Genomic DNA, 21,091 nt, shown 5'->3' with positions numbered 1-21,091 from the left:
GGACGACGGTAACTCGCAGATCGCCCCGCAGCGCCCTCGTGGAGCGCGCCGCCACCGGTCGGAGCAAGGGGCATTGGCGCTGGTTGCGCCCGTCGGGCGGGACTCGTGAGGCGCACGAGGTGGACCACTGCTCCGAGGGCGCACCCGTGGTCGACGGCACGTGATCACGCGCTCACCAGAGGTCACCAGATGCTCGTGGGGCAATCCGACCGTTTTGCCCGCACGCGCCGCCCCGCTCCCCCACAGTGGACGCGTCGGCGCAGAGGGTGACAACTCATGAGCCGACTGTCACGGCGACACGCCGGACAGCCGCTGACCGGCTGCCGGTGGACCTCGTGGCCTCCCCGCGCCCCAGCCCCAGGAGCACGCCTTGCCCACGCCCCCTCCCCCGTCTCCGCGCCGCGCGCGCTCCGCCGCGCGCACCGGTGAGCGAGCCGCGGCCCTGCAGGCCGCCGCGGGCCCCCGGGGCCGGCGCTCGGCGCAGACCACGGGGTCCGGCCGCTCGGCGCGCCGGGCGCTGGTCGCCGCGGCCGCAGCCGTCGCCGTCGCGGGCGCGGCCGTCGTCGTCGTCACCCGGCACGACACCGCCGCGGTGGCCCGCCCCGACGCCCGCCAGCCCGCGCGCGTCTCGCCCGAGGGCGAGGCCGTCGCCGCGAGCCGCATCATCGCCAGCGCCCAGGCGGCGCAGGCGACCCAGGACCCCTCCGCGAGCTCCGACCCCAGCGCGGAGCCCGCGGCGAGCGCCACCGCCGGCCGCGGCTCCGACGGCGGCGTCGCCCGCCTCTCGGGCGGTGACCGCGTCGGCACCGCCCTCGCCGTGGCCGCCGACCGGTTCCCGCAGGGCGAGGACACCGCCGTCATCGCCACCGACCGCGACTTCGCCGACGCCCTGGCGGGCTCGGCCCTGGCGCGCCTCCACAGCGCGCCCCTCCTGCTCAACCCCGCCGGCGCGCTCGACGACCGCGTCTCCCGGCACCTCGCCGCGGCCATGCCCGCCGGCAGCACCGTCTTCCTGCTCGGCGGCGAGGAGGCCCTGTCCGCCGAGGTCAGCGACCAGCTCATCGACCTGGGCCTGGTGGTCACCCGCATCGCCGGGCCCGACCGCTACGCCACCTCCGCCGCCGTGGCCTCCGAGGTGCTGCGCGACAGCGACGGGCCCTGCCACCTGGTGGCCGCCACCGGCACCGACTTCGCCGACGGCGCCAGCGCCGCCGGCTACGTCAGCGCCGACCGCCCCCTCGTCTACACCCGCGGCGACGCGTGGCCCGAGGTCGCCCAGAACGTGCTGAGCAGGTGCTCCGCGAGCGGCAGCGCCTCGGTCACCGCCGTGGGCGCCGACGCGGTCTCCGCGGTCTCCGGCGTCGAGGTCGACGGCAGCGCTCCGCAGGTGACCGAGGTCGACGGGCGCGACCGGTACGAGAACTCCGCCGCCGTCGCCGCCCTCGCGGCTGGCACCCCGAGCGCGGACGCCACCGACGGCGCCGCGGCCCAGACCACCGCCGCGGCGACCCCGGAGCCCTCGGCCTCTGAGACCTCCGAGGACTCCGAGACCTCCGAGACCTCCGAGACCGCTGCGACCGCCGGGGAGCCGGACGGCGGTGCCGGTGAGGCCCCCTCCGACGCACCCAGCGCCACCGCGACGGCGGCGACGGAGCCCTCGACCTTCGAGGACCGCGCCCGCGCGGCGGCCCAGGGCGGTGCGGGCTCGGTCGGCGTCGTCCTGGCCAGCGGCGACGACTACGCCGACGCGCTCGTCGGCGGCACCTACGGCGCCCCCGTGCTGCTCACGCCCCCCGGTGAGCTCCCGGCCTCCGTGGCGCAGGCCCTGGGCCGCCTCGCCGCCCAGGACCGCGCTGACGCCTCGTCGCTGCTGGTGGTCGGCGGCGACGCCGTCGTCTCCCCGCAGGTGGCGGCCGCGGCCCGCACCGCCCTCGACCAGGACGCGCCCGCCGCCGCGGCGGACGGCGCCTCTCCCAGCGGCACCCCCAGCGACACCCCCAGCGACACCCCCAGCAGCGCCCCCAGCAGCAGCAGCCCCGGCGGCACCCCGTCGGCGTCGGCGGCCGCCCCGAGCTCGTCGGCCCCGGCCGCACCCTCGGCGGCCCCCTCGACCAGCGCGCCCGCGCCGAAGGCCGCCGCAGCTCCCGCCGGCGCCCGCGCCGGGGTGCCCAACCTCTCGGGCCTGGCCTGGAACAGCGGCGTCTACGTCCCGGGCTCGAAGGAGTCGAACCAGAAGGCCTTCGGCGACTGGCGCGGCTCGCAGCCCGACGTCGTCGTCGACTGGGCCCCGCGGGCCAACTGGAACGACGTCGTCAACCCGACCTGGCTCTACGACGCCTGGAAGGGCACGAAGATGACCAAGGTCTTCGGCGTGGCGATGATCCCCGAGGACGGCAGCGGTTCCATCGGCGCCTGCGCCTCCGGCGCCTACGACGACAAGTGGAAGCAGTTCGGCACGAACATCGCGAAGGCCGGTCTGGCCGACACCACGATCATCCGGCTCGGCTGGGAGTTCAACGGCGACTGGTACGCCTGGAAGGCGTCCGACCCGGCGGCGTGGGCGAAGTGCTGGCAGAAGGTCCACACGGCGGCCGAGTCGACCGCGCCCGGGCTGCGCTGGGACTGGAGCGTCAACCGCGGCAAGGGCCAGAGCGTCGAGGACCCGACGCGCGCCTACCCCGGTGACGCCTACGTCGACATCATCGGCGTCGACTCCTACGACGGCTGGCCCGCCGCCAAGGACGAGGCCGGGTGGGCCCAGCACTACTCCGGCGCCTTCGGCCTGAAGTTCTGGAAGGACTTCGCGATCAGCCACGGCAAGGCGCTCTCGGTGCCCGAGTGGGGCGTCTACCCGGGCACCGCGTGGGCGGGCAACAACGGCGGCGACAACCCGTTCTACATCGAGAAGATGAACGCCTTCTTCAAGGAGGCCGCCCCCGTGCTGGCCTACGAGGCGTACTTCAACGAGGACGCCGGCTACTACGCCGGGTCGCTGTTCGGCCCCACCCAGAACCCGAAGGCGGCCGCGAGGTACGCGCAGCTCTGGTGAGCCCTCACCCGTCCGGCCCCCGCGCGGGGGCCCTGACGGGTGGACCGCACCGGTCGTCCCGCTCGGGACGGCCGGTGCGGTCGTGGGAGCGGGGATGATGTCCGGGTGCTGACCGACGCTCCCGGCCGCCCCGCCCCCGGGCCGCTCCCGGCCTCCGGCCCGCCGCCGACCGCCGCCCTCCGGCCGCGGCCGGTGCGCAGCGGGCCACGGCGGCGGGGCGCGTCCTGGCCGTCCTGGTGGTGCTGGTGCTGCTCACGCAGCGGATCGTGCTGCCGGTCGGGGAGACCGGCGTGCCGCTCGCCCTGGTGCTGCAGTACGCCGCGCTGGTGCCGCTCCTGCTCGTGCACGCCGTCCGCGCCGACCGGCTGCGCACCGAGCTGTACGCCGGCGCGGTGCTGCTCGTGCTGGTGGCCACGTGGGTCATCGCCGCCACCGGCGGCTCGCCCTCGCTGACCTCCCTGGGGCTCCTGGTGGTGCTGTACGCGGCGTGGGTCTTCCGCAGCCGCGACACCACCGGTGCCGACGCGCGGCTCGTCGGCCGCGTCTTCGTGTGGTCGATGGTCGTCATCGCGGCGGTCGGCGCCCTCCAGCTGCTCACGCAGCTCGCCGGGGTGTGGGCCTTCCAGGACTACCTCGCCCAGGTCGTCCCCCGCACCTGGCTCGCCTCGACCTTCAACTTCGGCAACGTGATCCAGTACGGCTCGCCGGTGGTCAAGGGCAACGCCTTCGTGCTCCTTGAGCCGTCGTTCCTGTCGCAGTTCTGCGCCCTGGCCGTGGCGGTCGGGCTGGTGCTGCGCGTGCCGATCTGGCAGCTGCTCGTGCTCCTGCTCGGCGTGGCCGCCTCCGTCTCGGGCACCGGCATCCTGCTGCTCGGGGTCGTGGGCCTGCTGGTCGTGGCCCGCTCCCCCCAGCTGCTGCGCCCCAGCTACCTCGTGGCCGGGGCGGTGGTGGTCGTCGTCGTGGCGCTGTCGCCGATCGCCGAGCTCCTGACCAGCCGCGCCGGCGAGACCTCCGAGGCCGGCAGCAGCGGCTACCTCCGCTTCGTGCAGCCGTACACCGAGGTCGCCAAGGGCCTGCTCGCCGACCCCCTGCGCTACTGGGTCGGCGCGGGCGCCGGCGCCTCGGAGCGCCTGCTGCTGTCCGACCGCGGCGGCGGGCAGGTCGGCGAGGCGGTCGTCTACACGATCGCCCCCAAGCTCGCCTTCGAGTACGGGCTCCTCGCCGCCGGGGTCTTCGTCCTGTTCCTCGTGCTCGCGATGCTCGACCGGGCCCCGTGGCCCGTGGTGCCCGGCGCCGCGCTCTTCATGATCTTCTTCCTGTCCGGCAGCCTGCTGCAGCCCCAGACGACCGTCCTCGCCTGGGCCCTGACCGGGGCGCTGGGCAGTGCGGCGGTCACGACGCGCCCGCGGCGCTCCCGCAGCCGCGTCCCCCAGCTCGCCCCCCTGCCGGCCGCGGCGGACCGCACGCCGCGCACCACCGGCCCGACGACCTCCGAGGAGCCCTCCACGTGAGTGCCGACACCCCGACCGAGCACCAGCCGCTGGGGGGTGGCGCCCGGGTCGGCGTCGTCGTCCCGTGCCGCGACGAGGTCGCGACCATCGCCACCGCCCTGCGCGCCCTGCGCCGGCAGCGGCCCGCGCCCATGCGCGTGGTGGTGGTCGACAACGGCTCCACCGACGGCAGCCTCGAGGTGGCCCGGGAGCTGGCCGACGAGGTGGTCGAGCTGCCGGGGGCGAGCATCTCGGCGCTGCGCAACACCGGCGCCCGCGCCGTCATCGAGCACGCGCGGGCCGCGGGCGACCCGCTCGACGTCGTCGCCTTCGTCGACGCCGACACCGAGGTCGCCGACGACTGGACCGCCGCCGGCCTGCGCGCCCTCTCCAGCGCCGACCTCGTGGGCTCCCGCTCGCAGGCCGCCGCCGACGCCCCCTGGGTGGCGCGCCAGTGGGCGCACGTCGAGGACGCGCTCGCGCACTCCGGCTCCCTCGCCTGGAGCCAGCACCTGCTGGTGCGGGCGGAGGCCTTCGAGCGGCTGGGCGGCTTCCGCGAGGACCTGCCCACCGGCGAGGACGCCGACCTGTCCGCGCGGCTGCGCGAGTCCGGCGGGACGGTCGTGCTGGACCCGGACGTCCGTGCCGTGCACCACGGCTTCCCCGGTGACCTCGCGGGGTTCCTGCGCCGCGAGCGCTGGCACACGCGGGCGCCGGGCTGGCTCGCGCGCATGTCGCCGAAGAGCCGCCTGCTGGTGCTCGCCACCGGCGGCTGGGTGGTCGCCGGTGGCGCCGCCGCCGGCCTCGCGGTGGTGGGGCGCACCCGCACGCCGCTGCTCGCGTGGCTGCTCGCCTCCGCCGCGGGGGTCCCCGCGCTGGGCTCCCTGACCAGCCGCCGCCCGGTCGCCGCCGCGCAGGACGGCGTGCTGGTGGGCCTGTGGGCGCTCGTGCGGGTGGCCCGGCTCCCCCGGGAGCTCGCGGCCCGCGGGCAGGAGGCGTCCCGATGACCGCGGCGAGCGGCCTGCCCGCCCTGGAGCTGGTGGTCGTCACCTACCGCAGCCGCGCGCAGGTCGAGGCGATGCTCGCCGGCCTGCCCGAGGAGCTGCCCGTGGTGGTGGTCGACAACTCCGACTCCGACGACGGCACCCGCGCCCTCGTCGAGGCCCGCCCCGCGGGCCGCTACCTGCGCGGCGGCGGGGTGGGCTTCGCCCGCGCCGCGAACGCGGGCGTGAGGGCCGCCAGCGCCGACGTCGTCGTGCTCGTGAACCCCGACACCCGCCCCGACCTTGCGGCGCTCGCCGCCCTCGCGGCGGACCTCGAGCGCGACCCCGCGCTCCTGAGCTCCGCGGCGCTGCTGGTCGACGGCGAGGGCCGCGGCGAGATGGGCGCCGGCGGCTGGGAGCCCAGCCTGCTGCGGACGGCGGTGCACGCCAGCGGGCTGCACGGCCTGCGGCCGTCGGCGGGCCTCTACGCCACCCCCCAGCCGGGCGCGCCCTGCCGCGTCGACTGGACCAGCGGCGGCTGCATGGCCGTGCGCCGGTCGACGTTCCTCGAGCTCGGCGGCTTCGACGAGGACTTCTACGTCTACGGCGAGGACGTCGCCCTCGGGCGCACCGCGCGCCAGCGGGGCCTGCGCCAGGTGCTGCGCACCGACGTGCTGGTGCCCAGCTCCTCGGGCGGGTCGGGCGCTCCCTCGCTGGAGATGATGCGGCTGAGGGGCGCGTCGTTCCGGAGGTACGCGGCCAAGCACCACCCCGCTCCCGTGGCGACCGCCATGGGCGCCGTCGCCGCGGCGGGCTACCTGGTGCGCGAGCTGCGCGCCCGCACGAAGGGCGACGCCGCGCTGGCCTCCCAGCACCGGGCCTGGGCCGTGGGCGCCCTGACCGCGCGGGCGACCGTGGCCGGCCGCGACGTCACCGGGCCCCTGCCGCCCCGCTCCCGCTGACCTGCTCGCCGACCTGCGCGGCGCGCTCGGCGTCGAAGCGCCGCAGCGCGCCGCGCAGGAGGACGACGTTCATGGTGCTGCCCACCACCTGGGCGACGGTGAAGCCCCAGGCGCCGCCGGGCGCCCCTGCGAGGTAGGCGCCCAGGGAGCCCAGGCCCAGCATCAGCGGCGCCTGCACGACCGAGACCCTCACCAGCAGGTCGGCGCGGGAGAGGCCCTTGAACACCATCACGGGACCCATGCCCAGGCCGGTGGCGACCAGGAGGAGTCCGGCGGGGAGCACCACGTGCCGCGCGCCCTCCCAGGTCTCCCCCATGAGCGCCTCGCCCCACGACAGGGGCAGCAGCGACAGCACCGCCGTGACCAGGCCCGCGGCGGCGACGCACAGCACCGACAGGCCCCAGGCGAAGCGGACCAGGCCGCGGCGGTCCCCCGCGGCCACCTGGCGCGCCGCCACCGGCAGCGCGAACGAGCTGAGCGCGCCGAAGAAGGTCTGCATCGGGCCCAGCAGCGTCTGCGCGGCGCGCAGCGCGCCGGTGGCCACCAGCCCGGCGATGGCGCCGAGCACGAAGGTGGCCAGGTTGACGGCGCCCATGTTGAGCACGTACTCGGCGGTCAGCCGCCCGCCCTGCGAGGTGTGGGTGCGCAGCCAGGAGACCGCGCTGCGCAGGCGCGGGGCGCCGCGCAGCCGCAGGGCGCCGTAGACGCCCGCCAGCACCGCGCCGACGCCCCAGGCGACCATCAGGGAGAAGACGCTGACCGCACCGAGGGCGCTCAGCAGAGCGGCTCCGCCGAAGACGCCGACGGCCCACAGCACGTCGCCCACGGCGGCCCGCCGCGGCTGGCCGGCGGCGAAGAACGCCTGGCGCCAGGCGTCCTGCACCAGCAGGAAGGGCAGGGCGATGCCCAGGGCGAGCAGCGCGGGGCCGAGGGGGGCGGGGAAGACGAGGTAGCAGACCGCGCCCAGCAGGAGGGTCAGCAGGCCCACGGCGAGCGAGGACCCGGCGCTGTCGAGGGAGGCGACCCGCCGCTCCTCCGGGTCACCGGCGCTGTGGGCGATGAGCAGCGGGGTCGTGACGCCGGCGCGCACCACGCCGATGACGAAGGAGAAGACCGCGAAGGCGATGCCGAAGGCGCCGAAGTCGTCGACGCCGACCGAGCGGGCGAGCAGCACGGTGAAGCCGAAGTTGGTCAGGCTCGAGACGGCCTGGCTGGCGAACGTCCAGATCACCAGCTGGCGGCGGCTGGGCATGCCGGCGTCCACGTCCACGCTGCTCGACGCTACCCGTCCGCGGTGCCGTCCGCGCCGGCCCGAGAGCGGGCTCACCGCGCCGCCCCCGCCCCGGCGGTGACGCCGTCGAGCAGGCGGCCCCAGCGCTCCGCGCCCGCCGCGGGGCTGAAGGTCCGCGCCACGTGGGCGCGCCCGCCCGCGGCCAGGCGGTCGCGCAGGGCGTCGTCGGCGACCACCTCGGCCGCCCTCCGGGCCAGGCCCGCGCCGTCGGGGGCGCCGAAGCGCAGGTCGGCCGGCAGCCCGGTGCCGTCGAAGGCCTGCGGGGTGCCGACCACCGGCAGCCCCGCGGCGAGGGCGTCGAGGACCTTCAGCTTGACCCCTCCCGGGTCCTGGAGCGGGGCCACCAGCGCGCGGCGCGACAGGGCCGCGCGCAGGTCGGGGACGAAGCCCTCGACCACGACCCCCGGCACCTCGAGCTCCGCCCGCAGCTCCGGCGGGCAGTGGCCCACCAGGTGCAGCTCCGGGGTCCGCTCCCCCAGGGCGCTGCGCAGGGCGGGCAGCACCTCGTCGCGGTAGACCCGCACCGCGTCGGCGTTGGGGCGGTAGTCGAGGCCGCCCAGGAACAGCAGGCCCTCGCCGGCGGGCACCGGCTCGTCCGGCACGTCGACGGCGGGGGGCAGCCAGGCCACCGGTCGCCCGGTGCGCTGCTGGAGCCGGCCCGCCTCCTCGGTGGAGACCAGGCTGACGGCGGCCGCGGAGCGGGCCAGCTCGCCCTCGCGCGCGGCGGCCCGGCGCGCCTCGAAGCCCAGCAGCGACGCCGCCAGGGCGGCGGCGGGTCCCCGCAGCGCGGGCGGGACCCGCTCGGCGGCGAAGCCCAGGACGTCGACGGGGGCACCGGCCCCGCTGCCGGCCCCGCTCCCGCGCGAGGAGGACCGCACCCGGTCGAGCATGCGGCGGTAGCGGTCGGAGAGGAGGTCGTCGAGGTCGACCACCACCCGGGCGCCCTCGAGGCGGTCGGCGGCGGTCGCGGTGCGCAGGCCGTCGAGCACGACGACGTCGGCCCCCGCCCCCGCCCGCGCCACCAGCCGGCGGACGCGGCCGTCGACGAAGAGGCACTCGTTGAGCGTGGAGGGCCGGGCCGGGCCGGGGCGCCTGCGCACGCGGCGCAGCGCCGGCTCGAGGACGGCGCGCACCGCCGAGGCGCCCGTCGACAGCAGGCCGGGGCTGGGCACGTGCGTGGTCGGGAAGCGCCGGGTCCAGGGCCCGTCGGCCGGGGCCTGCGGGGCGATGACGACGACGCGCACCCGGTGGCCCAGGCGCTCGAGGGCCGCGAGGTGGCTGCGCAGCACGACGACGCGTCCGGTGGCGCGCCCGCCGACGTCGCGGGTGCAGACCACGACCACCTCCAGCGGCGGTCGGGCCGTCGGCGCGGGGGCGTCGGGGGCGGAGGCTGCGTCGTGCACGCGGGTGCTCCCTGTCGGCGGGTCGCGGTCGGCGGTCGGGCTGCGCTCGCAGGGACCGGGTGGCCTCGGCTCGCACGGGAAGTATGAGCGGTGGTGCACCTGGTGCTCACGGGCACTGCTGCGACGGGTGGGCCGCTCGGGTGAGGCCCCTCCTCGTGCGGGTGCACCGGCGTGCGAGCGCAGGGCCCCGTCGCACCGCATGGGTATCGTCCGTGAGCGGGTCATCCGGGGAGACCCCGCGCCGTCGTCAGGACGGCGCCGCGCCTCCCCACCGCAGCGACGGAGGAGAACGCATGAAGGTCCTGGTGACGGGCACCGAGGGGTACCTGGGGTGCCTGCTGGCCCCGCTGCTGGTCGAGGACGGCCACGACGTGACCGGTCTGGACACCGGCTACTACAAGCACGGCTGGCTCTACAACGGCGTGACCAGCACGGTGCACACGCTCGCCAAGGACATCCGCGAGGTCCAGGTCGAGGACCTGCGCGGCTACGACGCCGTGGTGCACATGGCCGAGCTGAGCAACGACCCGCTGGGAGACCTGCTGGGCGAGGTCACCTACGAGGTGAACCACAAGGGCTCCGTGCGCCTGGCCCAGGTGGCCAAGGAGGCCGGCGTCGGCCGCTTCGTCTACATGTCCAGCTGCTCGGTGTACGGCGTGGCCGACGGCACGGTCGACGAGACGAGCCCGGTCAACCCCCAGACCGCGTACGCGATCTGCAAGGCCCGCGTCGAGCGCGACGTCGCCCCCCTGGCGGACGACACCTTCGCGCCGACCTTCCTGCGCAACGCCACCGCCTTCGGGGCGAGCCCGCGCATGCGCTTCGACATCGTGCTGAACAACCTCGCCGGCCTGGCCTGGACCACCGGCAAGATCGCCATGAACAGCGACGGCACCCCGTGGCGCCCCCTGGTGCACGGCCTGGACATCGCCCAGGCGATCCGCCGGGTGCTCACCGCGCCGGTGGAGGCCGTCCGCGGCGAGGTGCTCAACGTCGGCTCCGAGGAGCAGAACTACCAGGTCCGCGACATCGCCGAGAAGGTCGCCGCGGCCTTCCCCGGCTGCGAGCTGACCTTCGGCCCCGCCAGCGCCGACAACCGCTCCTACAAGGTGAGCTTCGACAAGATCAAGCGGGTCCTGCCGGACTTCGAGTGCCAGTGGGACGCCGCCCGCGGCGCCCAGCAGCTGCACGACGTCTTCGAGGCGATCCAGCTCGACGAGGCGACCTTCACCGGCCGCGGGCACACCCGCCTGAAGCAGCTCGAGCACCTGCTGGGCACCGGCCAGATCGACGCCGAGCTGTTCTGGACGAGCAAGTGAGGATCGAGACCACCCCCATCGCCGGGGTGGCCCTGGTCCACATCGAGCCGCACACCGACGACCGCGGCTTCTTCGCCCGCTCGTTCGACAAGCAGGCGTTCGCCGAGGCCGGGCTCGACACCGAGCTGGTCCAGGCGAACATCTCCTTCAACAAGAAGGCGGGCACCCTGCGCGGCATGCACTACCAGCTGCCCGTGGCCCCCGAGGCCAAGCTGGTGCGCTGCACGCGCGGGGCGCTGCTCGACCAGATCGTCGACGTGCGGCCCGACTCCCCCACGTACCTGCAGCACGTCTCGGTGGAGCTGACCGCCGACAACCACGTGGCGCTGTACGTGCCCCCGATGTTCGCCCACGGGTTCATCACCCTGGTCGACGACACCGAGGCCACCTACAACGTCTCCGCGCCGTACACCCCCGGCGTGGAGCGCGGCCTGCGCCACGACGACCCCGACCTGGGCCTGTCGTGGCCCGTGCCGGTGAGCGTCATCTCCGACAAGGACGCCTCCTGGCCGCTCCTGGCCGACAACGGCGGGAAGGCACCGGCATGATCATCCTCGACAGCGCCCTGGCGAAGCGCCAGCGCGAGGGCCGGCCCATCCGCGTCGGCATGGTCGGCGCCGGCTTCCAGGGGCGCGGCCTGGCCAACCAGATCATCAACAGCACCCCCGGCATGGAGCTGGTGGCGGTCGCCAACCGCACCGAGGCCAAGGGCGTGCGCGCCTACGAGGAGGCCGGGGTCGCGGCGAGGGTCGTCGACTCCCGCGCCGGGCTCGAGCGCAGCATCCGCGAGGGCGCCCCGGCGGTCATCGCCGACGCGCTCGAGCTGGTCGCGGCCGACGGCGTGGACTGCGTCGTCGACGTGACCGGCGCCGTCGAGCACGGCGCCCGGGTCACCATGGCGGCCCTGGAGGCCGGCACCCCCGTGGTGACCATGAACGCCGAGCTCGACGCCACCGTCGGGCCCGAGATCGCCCGGCGCTTCGCCGCGGCCGGCGTGATGTTCACCGGTGCCGACGGCGACCAGCCCGGCGTCGAGGTCAACCTCCTGCGCTTCGTGCGCGGGCTGGGCCTGACCCCCCTGGTGGCCGGCAACATCAAGGGCCTCCAGGACCCCTACCGCACCCCGACCACGCAGCAGGCCTTCGCCGAGAAGTGGGGCCAGGACCCCTGGATGGTCACGAGCTTCGCCGACGGCACGAAGATCTCCTTCGAGCAGGCGATCGTGGCGAACGCGTGGGGCATGACCGTGCCGAAGCGCGGGATGAACGGCTGGGACCACACCGGCCACGTCGACGAGCTCACGAGCCGCTACGACGTGGAGGAGCTGAAGGAGAAGGGCGGTGTCGTCGACTACGTCGTCGGCTCCAAGCCCGGACCGGGCGTCTACGTGCTCGCCACGCACGACGACCCCAAGCAGCAGCACTACCTGAACCTGTACAAGCTGGGCGAGGGCCCCCTGTACTCGTTCTACACGCCGTACCACCTGTGCCACTTCGAGGTCCCGAACACCGTGGTCCGCGCCGTCGACTTCGGCGACGCCGCCCTGGTGTCCGCCGGCGACCTCAAGGTGGAGGTGCTCACCACCGCCAAGACCGACCTGGCGGCGGGCACCACGATCGACGGCCTCGGCGGGTACCACGTGTACGGCCAGGCCGAGGACGCCGGCACCGCCCGGGAGCAGCGCCTGCTGCCCCTGGGCCTGGCCCCCGGGTGCGTCCTGAAGGTCGACGTGCCCAAGGACGGTGTGGTCACCTATGACATGGTCGACATCCCCTCCGGCCGGCTGGTCGACGAGCTGCGCGCCGCCCAGGACGCCCGGCTCGGCTGACCCGTCGGCCCCACCGCACGGCGCACCACCGCCCGCACCGCCCGCCCACGCCCCGAGGGACTCCCGTGACCGAGCCGCTGATCTCCGTCGTGATCGCCGCGCTCGACGCGGAGGACGTGCTGCCCCGCCAGCTCACCGCGCTGGCGGGGCAGCACGAGCCCGGGCCGTGGGAGCTGGTGGTCGCCGACAACGGCTCCTCCGACGGCACCCGCGAGCTGGTCGGGCGCTTCGCCGCCGACCACCCGCACCTGTCCGTCCGGCTCGTCGACGCCTCCGACCGGCGGGGCGCGGGGCACGCCCGCAACACCGGCGTGCGGGCCGCCCGCGGTGACCTGGTCGCCTTCTGCGACGCCGACGACCTGGTCGCCCCCGACTGGCTCCGCGCCGTCCGGGCGGGCCTGGTCGACCACGGCTTCATCGCCGGCACCTTCTCCAGCCGCGCCCTCAACGAGGAGTGGCTCCAGCGGGCCCGCCAGGTCGACCAGGTCGACGGGCTCCAGCGCTCCACCGCTCCGCCCCACCTGCCCCACGCCGGAGCCGGGAACCTCGCCGTCCGCCGCGACCTGTTCCTCGCCGTGGGCGGCTTCGACCCCGAGTGCCTGCACCTCGAGGACACCGACCTGTGCTGGCGCATCCAGATGTGCACCGGTGAGCCGCTGGCCTGGTGGCCCGACGCCGTGGTGCAGATGCAGCTGCGCGGCAGCCTGCGGGGCATGGCCGCCCAGGGGTACCGCTGGGGCGTCGCGGCGGCGTGGCTGCGAGCCCGCTACGCCGGCGTGGACGACCACAGCGGCGCCCACCGGCCCGCCGGGCGCCCCCAGCAGACGGCGCCGGCGGCCGCCGGCGGCGGGCACCCGTGGTTCTTCCCCCCGCGCCCCTGGGACGGCGGGGCCGTCGGCCACGTGCTGTGGCAGCTCGGGTGGCGCGTGGGACACCGGGTGCACCAGGTCGTGATGCCGCTCACCGGGCGCCGGCCCGCGGCGTTCCGCGCCGAGGACTGCAGCGGCGGGCTGGACGGGGCCGCCGAGCCCGGGCAGCGACCGGTCCAGGAGGCGTCCTCGGAGGCGGCCTCCCGGGCGTCGCAGGACGCGGGTCACCGGGCCCCGGAGCGCGGGGAGGTCGCGTGAGCGCCCGCCTGGTGCGCCGGCGCCACCTCGGGGGCTTCGAGGCCGCCGGCGCGTGCCTGCCCGCCCCCTCGCGCGGTGGCGCGCTGGGCGGGGCGGCCCTGCTGCGCGCGTCGTCGGTGCACTGCGTCGACCCCCGCCCGGGCGAGGGCGAGGTCGTCGCCCTGACCTGGGACGACGGCCCGCACCCCGAGCACACCCCCGCCGTCCTCGACGCGCTCGCGCAGGACGGCACCACCGCCACGTTCTTCGTGCTGGCGCTGGCCGCCGAGCAGCACCCCCACCTGGTCGCCCGCATCCTGGCGGAGGGCCACGAGGTCGAGCTCCACGGCGTCGACCACGCCCGCCTCACCGAGCTGTCCGACCGCCGGGCGGTGGCCCGCGTGCGCGAGGCCCGCGACCGGCTCGCGCAGGTCACGGGCAGGCCGGCGCGCTACTTCCGCCCGGCGTTCGGGGCGCACACCGTGCCGTTCGTCGTCGGCGTGCGGGCCCTGGGGCTGGTGCCGGTCCTGTGGTCGGCCTGGGGCCAGGACTGGCTGGACGACGACGCCGGCGCCGCGGCGCAGCGCGCCCTCGACGCGACCCACCCCGGCGCCGTCGTGCTGCTGCACGACGCCTTCGGCGAGGCGCTCACCGACCCGTCGAACCCGGGCCCCGACCTGGACCGCGGGGCCGTGGCCCGGCAGGTCCTGGCGGGGCTGCGCGAGCGCGGCGCGTCAGCGCTGCCGCTGGGGCGCCTCCTCGAGGGGCGCACGGCCGTGGTCACCGCGGGCGCCCCGCAGCTCGTCTCCCTGCGCTCGCGCGCCTGAGCGGCGCGGCCCCCGGGCGGCCAGCGGCGGGCGGGCCAGGTCCACGACGACGCCCTGCGGCGTCGAGCGCACCCGCAGCAGGGCCAGCACGGCCGCGAGCGCCACCAGCGCACCGGCCATCTCCAGCCCCTCCTCGAGGGCGTTGGAGAGCACGTAGAGCGTCGACTGCACGGGCACCTGGTCGCCCTGCCCCGGACGGTAGAGCGGGCCGGCGAGCACCTCGACCCCGAGCGCGCCGGCGAAGTAGACGACGCCAGCCGCCACCAGGCGCCAGCGCAGCGCGGGGGCCATCGCCCGGGCCGCGAACAGCAGCACGACGCCCACCCCGACCGCCACGGCCGCCCCGGGGACCACCCAGCCGAACGCGTTCGGGGAGCCCAGGTCGAGGCGCTCGCTGAGCAGCTGCAGGTCCTCGTGGAGCTGCGCCAGCTCGTCGAGCGACATCGCGGCGGCGACCAGCGCCGGGAGCAGGAGCGGCCACGACCGCTCGCCGCGCGCCCGCAGCAGCAGCCCGGTGACGGCGCACGCGGCGGCCAGGAGCGCCAGCAGCAGCGTCGAGAACCAGGTGGGGACGTTGGCCTCGGCGTCGAGGTCCACCAGGCGCGCACCGGCGGCCAGCCAGGTCTGCGGGAGGTCCGGGCGGTCGGCGACGGCGTCGACCGCCTTCCGCACCACGGTGCCGACGACGACCAGCACCAGGGCCACCACGGCGAGGGGGCGCACCAGGCGCACCGGGGACCACCAGCCGGCGGACGGTGCCGAGGGGTCCGGTCCTGGCGCGTCCGTGTGCCGTGCGCGGCTGGTGTTCACAGGCGGTGCCCCTCGTGCCGCCGCACCGTCTCGGCGCGGGCCATGGGCCGCGCGACAGCTGCACGGCTGTCCCATCGTGTCCCACGGGTGAACAGGGGGTGTCCTCGAGCCGCCCGGTTCATCCCTTCGCGCCAACCCCTCCTCATCCCAGTAACGGTGCGTGACCTGCAGTGACAGCGTGATCATCGCCCGTCGCTCCGTCCCCGACCCTGGCACCGGTGACCCGGAGACCCCCGACCAGCCGCTACGGTCGACGCGTCACCCGCTCGGAGCAGCCCGGGCAGCGGTGGCCGAGCAGCGAGCCGGAAGCGGCGGACGACGAGGAGCAGCAGAGCGTGACGACGGGTCGAGCAGTGCGGGTGGCGGTGGCGGCGCTCCTGGCCGTCGCGGCGGCGGCGGTGGGCGCCAGCCCCGCCACCGCGGCGGGACGACCGGGCGGACCGGGCTGGGTCAGCGGCGCCTTCCTGCCCGGCCACTCCGCGGCCGACTACGAGGCCTTCGGCACCTGGCGCGGCCAGCCCCTCGACGTCGCCGTCGACGCCACCGCCCGCGGCACCTGGCAGGACACCACCTCCCCGCAGTGGCTGCTGGGCAAGTGGAGCCGCTCGAGCGCGCCCCTGGTGGTGCTGAGCGTCGCCATGCTCCCCGACGACCCCAGCGCGACGATGGCCACCTGCGCCTCCGGCGAGGACGACGAGCACTGGGCCGAGCTCGGTCGCAGCGTCACCGCCGCGGGCCTCGCCGACCGCCTCGTCGTGCGCCTGGGGTGGGAGATGAACGGCGACTGGCAGAAGTGGTCCGCCACCGACCCGGACGCCTTCGTGGCCTGCTGGCGGCGCGCGCACGACGCCGTCGAGGCGCAGGCGCCCGCCGTCCGCTGGGACTGGAGCGTCAACCGCGGCGAGGGCCAGGGGCTCGCCGACGCCCGCCGCGCCTACCCCGGTGACGCCTACGTCGACGTCGTCGGCGTGGACTCCTACGACGTCTTCCCCGCCGTCGTCGACGAGGCCACCTGGGCCGAGCAGCTCGACGGCCCCTACGGGCTGCGGTTCTGGGCCGGCTTCGCCCGCGACCACGGCAAGGCCTTCGCCGTCCCGGAGTGGGGCCTCTACCCCGGCCCGGGCAACACCGGGCCCAACGGCGGTGACAACCCGCTCTACGTGGAGAAGATGCAGGGCTTCTTCCGCGAGGTCTCCGGCCAGCTGGCCTACGAGGCGTACTTCAACGAGGACGCCGGCTACAACGCCGGCTCCCTGTGGGGCCCGGCGCAGAACCCGCGGGCGGCCCAGGCGTACGCCGCCGGCCTGCGCTGACGCGCGCGGGCGGGTGACGGGCCGGCTGGGCCGGCCGGGGGGAGGACGCGCGCAGAGCACCCCGACCGCTCCAGGCCGGCGGCCGCGGTGCCGAAGCCACCGGTGTGGCTCCGCACCGCTCCCCCCTGACCCGACGCTCGGCCCTGGCCGCCTGCCTGGCCGGTGGCCTCGGCGCCGTCCTCGTCGGCGCCCCGGCCAGCAGCGCGCTCGCCGGGCCCTACGGAACGCTGCGCCGGAGCGCCGGTGACCTCCCCGGCACCTACCGCGCCGCCTCCGACGGCTCGGAGGTGACCCGCACCGCGGCAGCGGCCGCCGTCCTCCGCGGCCCCCGCTCGGGCCTGCCCTGGGTGAGCGGGGCCTTCACCGACCACGACACCGCCTCGCTCGCGGCGTTCGAGGCGGGGCGCGGCCGCAAGCTCGACGCCGCCTCCGTCTTCACGTCCCGCGAGAGCACCCGGGCCGGTCTGAACACGTGGTGGCTCGACCCCGCCCGCCCCGTGACCTCCGACGGGGGCTGGTTGCTGCTCGCGGTGCCGCTGTGGAACGACGACCAGACCGTCAGCAGCGACACCAGCGCCTTCTTCACCGGTCTGGGCACCGCGCTCGCGAGGGCGGGGGTCGCGCAGCGCACGGTGGTGCGCCTCGGGTGGGAGATGAACCTCCCCAGCTGGAGGCACCGGGTGACCCCGGGCAACCGCACCGCCTGGACCGCGGCCTTCCGCGCCGCCGCGGGCCGCCTGCGCGCCGCTGCGCCCGGCATCAGGGTCGCCTTCAACCCCAACGAGGGCGGTGACCAGACCGGCGTGCCGATGACCGGCCTCGCCACCGACCTCCTGGACAGCTACGACCTCGTCGGACCCGACTTCTACAACTGGTACCCGGTCGTCAACGACCAGGCCACGTGGGACCGCGTCTACGCGCGCCAGGGCGGCCTGCGGCAGTGGGAGGACTTCGCCCGCGCCAACGGCAAGGGCTACACCGTGCCGGAGTGGGGGGGCTTCCCGGGGGCGGACGCGGGCCGCGGCTCCGACGGCTCCTTCTACACCGCGCAGATGGTCCGGCGGTTCCGCGAGCTGTCGGGCTCCGGGACGACCGTGGTCGAGGCGCACTTCAACGAGCCGGCCTCCTACATCGCCAACTCCCTGTGGGCGCCGACGCAGATGCCGGCCATGGCGCGCGCCTACCGGGCGGCGCTGGCCTGACCCGCGAGCGCCCGCTCGCCGCGCGAGGGGTCGACCCGCCCGCGGGCGACGTCCACGACGCCCCGCAGGTTGCCGCGCAGCCGCTGCAGGCGCCAGGGGCGCTCCCCGCCCCGCAGGCCCGCGGCATTCGCGACCAGCGGCCGGAGCAGGCTCCTCAGGGCGTCCGCACGCGTCAGCACGCCACGGCGGTGCAGGTGCAGCGGGTGCACCACCTGCGCGTAGCCCAGCGGTGACTGGGCGGCGTCGTCGCCGACGTGCAGGCCCCGGACCACGAGCGCCGGAGCCGCCGCGTGGACCACCGCGCCGTGCCGGAGCGCCCGGCGGCCGAAGTCGACCCCCTCCAGCCACGCGCGACCCGGCAGCGCCTCGTCGAAGCGCTCGGGCAGCGGCTGGCCGTCCGCGGCGAGCAGGCGGACGGCGAAGGCGCTGGGGTACACGTCGTCAGCGGGCCGCGACGGCGGCTGCAGGGCGTCGGTGCGCGGGGCGGAGACCGCGGCGCGCGCCTCGTCCAGGCCCACGCGACGGCCGAGGGCGGGACCGTCCAGGAGCACGCGACCGGTGAGCGCGACCACGCCCGGGTGCTCGTCGAGGAACCTGACGACCTGCTCGACGTGGTCGGCGCGCAGGACCACGTCGTCGTCGGCGAAGACCACCGCCCGGGCTCCCGCGACCGCGTCGAGGGCGGCGTTGCGCCGCGCCGGGGCGCTGGCGCCGGTCACCACGAGCGCGTCCGCGGGCAGCGACGCCGGCCTGCCGGCGCCGGGACCGGTGCTCGGCAGCGCCACCACGAGGCGGTGGGCCCGCGTCTGGGCGCGGGCGCCCTCGAGCGCCTGGGCGAGCAGGTCGGCGTCGCCGTGCGCCATGAGCACCAGCGCGACGTCGTCCGGGGCGGGGAGGGGGGGCACCACCCGACCATCCTGGCAGCCGGTGGTGGGCCGCGAGCCGCGTCACCCGTCCGGCGCTCCCGCCGCGCCGGGGCCTGGGCCGGCAGGGGGTGCTGCTGCTGGGAGCAGGCGGAGCTCCCGTCCGCGCGTGCGAGAGTGCCGCGTGAGCACCGCCCCGACGAGCACCGCCCCGCCCCGGCCGAGCCGGTGGCGCTCGGCCGCGGGCCGCTTCGGCGGACGGGCCGGGCTCGGGCTGGCCGACCAGGCCCTGTCGGCCCTGACCAACGTGGCGCTGTCCGTGCTGGTCGCCAACGCGGTGGGGGCCTCGGGCTTCGGCGCCTTCGCCGTGGCCTTCCTGCTCTTCGGCGTCGCGCTCAGCGTGGAGCGCTCCGTGGTGGGGCAGCCGCTCAGCATCCGGTTCGCCGTCCAGGCCGGCACCCCCGCCTGGCGCGGCACGGCGGGCAGCGCGATGGGCGTGGCCCTGGGGCTCGGCCTGGTGAGCGGGGCGCTCCTGCTGGTCGCCGGGCTGATGGCCCTGGGCGTCTCCGACAGCGGCGTGGGCCCGGCGCTGGTCGCCCTGGCCGTGGTGCTCCCGGGCCTGGTGGTCCAGGACGCCTGCCGCATGGCCTTCTTCGCCCAGAGCCGCCCCGGGCTGGCCCTGGCCAACGACGGCGCCTGGGCGGTGCTCCAGCTCGGGGGCATGGCCCTGCTCGTCGGCGCCGGCACCAGCTCGGCGTGGCCGTTCGTGCTCGTGTGGGGCGGTGCCGCCACGGCTGCCGCGGCGTGGGGCTTCGTGCAACTCGGGGTGCTGCCCCACCTGCGCAGCGCGTGGGGCTGGGCGCGCGACCAGCGCGACCTCACCGGCTACCTGCTGCTGGAGAACCTCGTGGGCTCCGGCGCCTCGCAGGGGAGCATCCTCGCCGTCGGTGCCATCGGCTCCGTGGCCGACGTCGGGTCGCTGCGCGCGGCCCAGACGCTGCTGGGGCCCCTGGGCATCGTCGCCGGCGCCACGATGTCGCTGCTGCTGCCCGAGGTCTCGCGCCGGGGCCGCCTCGCCCTGCGACCGCGGCTGGCCATCGCCGGCGGGGTCTCGGCGGCGGTCGCCCTCGTCTCGGCCGTGTACAGCGCCGTGCTGCTGGTGCTCCCCGACGAGGTGGGACGCGCCCTCTTCGACGACACCTGGGACGGCGCGGCCGCCGTCCTGCTGCCCCTGTGCGCGTTCTCCGTCGCGAGCGCTGCGGCCCTGGGTCCCGCGGTCGTCGTGTACGCCTCGGGCCAGGCCCGCAGGACCCTGGGGCTGCACCTGGTCGAGGCGCCGCTGCTCGTGGCCGGCCTGGTCGGCGGGGCGGCCCTCGCCGGGGTGCGGGGCGCCGCGTGGGGCATGGCCGCGGCGACCGCCGTCATGGTGCCGCTGTGGTACTCCCAGCTGCTCGCGATCGCCCGCGCCGACGCCGCGGCGCCCGACGACCCGGCAGCCCCGGCAGCCCCGGCAGACCCCGGGGACGGCGCCGCCGTGACCGGCGCACGGGGACCTGGCGGGGTCTCGGCGTGACCGCCTACCGTGCCGCCGTGCACGACGAGCGGGTCATCAGCGTGGTCGTCGCCTGCTTCGACGCCGAGCAGGTGCTCCCCGACCAGCTGGCGGCGCTGGCCCGGCAGCGCGACCCCGGCCCGTGGCAGCTGGTGCTGGCCGACAACGGCTCCCGCGACGGCACCCGCGGCGTCGCCGACGCCTTCGCCCGCGAGCACCCCGAGCTCGACGTCCTCGTGCTCGACGCCAGCGCGCGCCGGGGCGCCGGTCCGGCGCGCAACGCCGGCGTCGCCGCCGCACGCGGCGAGGTGGTCGCCTTCTGCGACGCCGACGACGTCGTCGCCGACGACTGGGTGGCCCAGGTGCGCGCGGGCACGGCGCAGCACGCGTTCGTCGCCGGACGCTTCGACGAGGGCCGGCTGAACCCCGCGTGGCTGTCGCAGGCGCGCGGGGCCTCCCCCGACTTCGGCCTCCAGCGCGCCGTCGGCGCGCCGGGGCTGTGCTTCTCGGGAGCCGGGAACCTGGCCCTGGCCCGCGAGCTGTTCGAGGCCATCGGCGGCTTCGACCCGCGGTGCCTGGTGCTCGAGGACAACGACCTGTGCTGGCGGGTGCAGCTGTCCACCGGCGAGCCGCTGGTCTGGTGGCCCGGGGCGCTGGTGCACGTCAGGCTGCGCTCGACGCTGCCCGGGATGTTCCGCCAGGGCGCGGGGTACGGCACGTCCTCCACCTGGCTGCAGGCGCGCTACGACGCGCTGGGAGACCGCTCGGCCTCGGTCCCCGGCGCCGCCCCCACCGAGACCGGTGGACCCGGCGGTGCCACCGGGGCCGGTGACGGCCCGGCCGGGGCCTCCCGCGGCCGGCCGTGGTGGCTGCCGGAGCGGCCGCTGAGCCGCGCCGCGGCGGGCAGCGTGCTGTGGCAGCTGGGCTGGCGCGCCGGCAGGGTGCGGGGCCGCCTGCTCCTGCGGCGCCCGGGCCGCTCCCCCGAGCCGCTCCGGCTCGACGCCCTGCGCGCAGGCGCCTGACGGCGCCTGCCGGCGCCGGGCACCCGCGCGGGCCGAGCTCAGACCGGACTCAGACCGGACTCAGACCGAGC

Annotated in this window: 17 protein-coding genes; 13 read left to right on the top strand and 4 right to left on the bottom strand. The window is 76.8% G+C overall.

Features of this window, described 5'->3' with window-relative positions:
- Positions 1 to 370 precede the first annotated feature (370 nt).
- From F1641_RS01090 to F1641_RS01075, 4 genes are all read left to right on the top strand, one after another.
- The gene (locus F1641_RS01090) at positions 371 to 3,049 is read left to right on the top strand and encodes a cell wall-binding repeat-containing protein (RefSeq protein WP_194902657.1); all 2,679 of its coding nucleotides are present in this window, start codon (positions 371 to 373) and stop codon (positions 3,047 to 3,049) included.
- A 239-nt stretch (positions 3,050 to 3,288) separates the two neighbouring features.
- Positions 3,289 to 4,560, top strand: a complete 1,272-nt coding sequence (locus tag F1641_RS01085; RefSeq protein WP_194902656.1) for a hypothetical protein — start codon at positions 3,289 to 3,291, stop codon at positions 4,558 to 4,560.
- Positions 4,557 to 5,546 carry a glycosyltransferase gene (locus F1641_RS01080; RefSeq protein ID WP_194902655.1) on the top strand — a complete coding sequence of 330 codons (990 nt, stop codon included), beginning with the start codon at positions 4,557 to 4,559 and terminating at the stop codon, positions 5,544 to 5,546. Before F1641_RS01085 ends, F1641_RS01080 begins: the two co-directional genes overlap by 4 nt.
- The gene (locus F1641_RS01075; RefSeq protein ID WP_194902654.1) at positions 5,543 to 6,484 is read left to right on the top strand and encodes a glycosyltransferase; all 942 of its coding nucleotides are present in this window, start codon (positions 5,543 to 5,545) and stop codon (positions 6,482 to 6,484) included. The genes F1641_RS01080 and F1641_RS01075 overlap by 4 nt, the downstream gene beginning before the upstream one ends.
- Here F1641_RS01075 and F1641_RS01070 read toward each other — a convergent pair.
- Together F1641_RS01070 and F1641_RS22725 are read right to left on the bottom strand one after the other, a co-directional pair.
- Positions 6,453 to 7,754: an oligosaccharide flippase family protein gene (locus F1641_RS01070; RefSeq protein WP_194902653.1), complete on the bottom strand. Its 1,302-nt coding sequence runs from the start codon at positions 7,752 to 7,754 to the stop codon at positions 6,453 to 6,455. The genes F1641_RS01075 and F1641_RS01070 overlap by 32 nt on opposite strands.
- Before the next feature lie 53 nt (positions 7,755 to 7,807).
- Positions 7,808 to 9,178, bottom strand: coding sequence for a glycosyltransferase (locus F1641_RS22725; protein WP_194902652.1), 1,371 nt, complete (start codon positions 9,176 to 9,178; stop codon positions 7,808 to 7,810).
- Between the two features lie 293 nt (positions 9,179 to 9,471).
- On the opposite strand from F1641_RS22725, the gene F1641_RS01060 reads away from it, so the two are divergent.
- The 5 genes from F1641_RS01060 (at position 9,472) to F1641_RS01040 (ending at position 14,258) form a co-directional block, all read left to right on the top strand.
- Positions 9,472 to 10,497 (top strand): NAD(P)-dependent oxidoreductase, encoded by a 1,026-nt coding sequence (locus tag F1641_RS01060; RefSeq protein WP_194902651.1) that lies wholly within the window; start codon positions 9,472 to 9,474, stop codon positions 10,495 to 10,497.
- Positions 10,494 to 11,045, top strand: a complete 552-nt coding sequence (gene rfbC, locus F1641_RS01055) for a dTDP-4-dehydrorhamnose 3,5-epimerase (RefSeq protein ID WP_194902650.1) — start codon at positions 10,494 to 10,496, stop codon at positions 11,043 to 11,045. Before F1641_RS01060 ends, rfbC begins: the two co-directional genes overlap by 4 nt.
- Complete coding sequence (locus F1641_RS01050) at positions 11,042 to 12,325, top strand: NAD(P)H-dependent oxidoreductase (protein ID WP_194902649.1); 1,284 nt, start codon at positions 11,042 to 11,044, stop codon at positions 12,323 to 12,325. Before rfbC ends, F1641_RS01050 begins: the two co-directional genes overlap by 4 nt.
- Before the next feature lie 65 nt (positions 12,326 to 12,390).
- Entirely contained in the window at positions 12,391 to 13,452 is a 1,062-nt protein-coding gene (locus tag F1641_RS01045) for a glycosyltransferase family 2 protein (RefSeq protein WP_194902648.1), read from the top strand.
- Entirely contained in the window at positions 13,449 to 14,258 is an 810-nt protein-coding gene (locus F1641_RS01040; protein WP_194902647.1) for a polysaccharide deacetylase family protein, read from the top strand. The genes F1641_RS01045 and F1641_RS01040 overlap by 4 nt, the downstream gene beginning before the upstream one ends.
- Here F1641_RS01040 and F1641_RS01035 read toward each other — a convergent pair.
- The gene (locus tag F1641_RS01035) at positions 14,166 to 14,981 is read right to left on the bottom strand and encodes a hypothetical protein (protein WP_194902646.1); all 816 of its coding nucleotides are present in this window, start codon (positions 14,979 to 14,981) and stop codon (positions 14,166 to 14,168) included. The genes F1641_RS01040 and F1641_RS01035 overlap by 93 nt on opposite strands.
- A 422-nt stretch (positions 14,982 to 15,403) precedes the next feature.
- Between F1641_RS01035 and F1641_RS01030 the strand changes: the two genes are divergently transcribed.
- Both F1641_RS01030 and F1641_RS01025 read left to right on the top strand, forming a co-directional pair.
- Positions 15,404 to 16,381, top strand: a complete 978-nt coding sequence (locus F1641_RS01030; protein WP_194902645.1) for a glycosyl hydrolase — start codon at positions 15,404 to 15,406, stop codon at positions 16,379 to 16,381.
- 104 nt (positions 16,382 to 16,485) lie between these two features.
- The gene (locus F1641_RS01025) at positions 16,486 to 17,583 is read left to right on the top strand and encodes a hypothetical protein (protein WP_194902644.1); all 1,098 of its coding nucleotides are present in this window, start codon (positions 16,486 to 16,488) and stop codon (positions 17,581 to 17,583) included.
- Here F1641_RS01025 and F1641_RS01020 read toward each other — a convergent pair.
- Positions 17,562 to 18,491, bottom strand: coding sequence for a glycosyltransferase family A protein (locus F1641_RS01020; RefSeq protein WP_194902643.1), 930 nt, complete (start codon positions 18,489 to 18,491; stop codon positions 17,562 to 17,564). The two genes, F1641_RS01025 and F1641_RS01020, sit on opposite strands and share 22 nt — an antisense overlap.
- Positions 18,492 to 18,630: 139 nt before the next feature.
- Here F1641_RS01020 and F1641_RS22720 point away from each other — a divergent pair, with 139 nt between their 5' ends.
- A complete protein-coding gene (locus F1641_RS22720; protein ID WP_194902642.1) occupies positions 18,631 to 20,019 on the top strand; it encodes a hypothetical protein in 1,389 nt (462 codons plus the stop codon).
- Positions 20,016 to 21,020, top strand: coding sequence for a glycosyltransferase (locus F1641_RS01010; RefSeq protein ID WP_194902641.1), 1,005 nt, complete (start codon positions 20,016 to 20,018; stop codon positions 21,018 to 21,020). The genes F1641_RS22720 and F1641_RS01010 overlap by 4 nt, the downstream gene beginning before the upstream one ends.
- The last annotated feature ends 71 nt before the right edge of the window (positions 21,021 to 21,091 follow it).

It is taken from the genome of Quadrisphaera sp. INWT6 (genome assembly GCF_015390235.1).
Lineage (GTDB): Bacteria > Actinomycetota > Actinomycetes > Actinomycetales > Quadrisphaeraceae > Quadrisphaera.
This window is presented reverse-complemented; position numbering and strand designations above follow the sequence as displayed.

Excerpts from the sequence above, each read along its gene's own strand:
- F1641_RS01075 (WP_194902654.1), top strand. The coding sequence starts at position 5,543 with ATGACCGCGGCGAGCGGCCTGCCCGCCCTGGAGCTGGTGGTCGTCACC.
- F1641_RS01060 (WP_194902651.1), top strand. The coding sequence starts at position 9,472 with ATGAAGGTCCTGGTGACGGGCACCGAGGGGTACCTGGGGTGCCTGCTG.
- F1641_RS01050 (WP_194902649.1), top strand. The coding sequence starts at position 11,042 with ATGATCATCCTCGACAGCGCCCTGGCGAAGCGCCAGCGCGAGGGCCGG.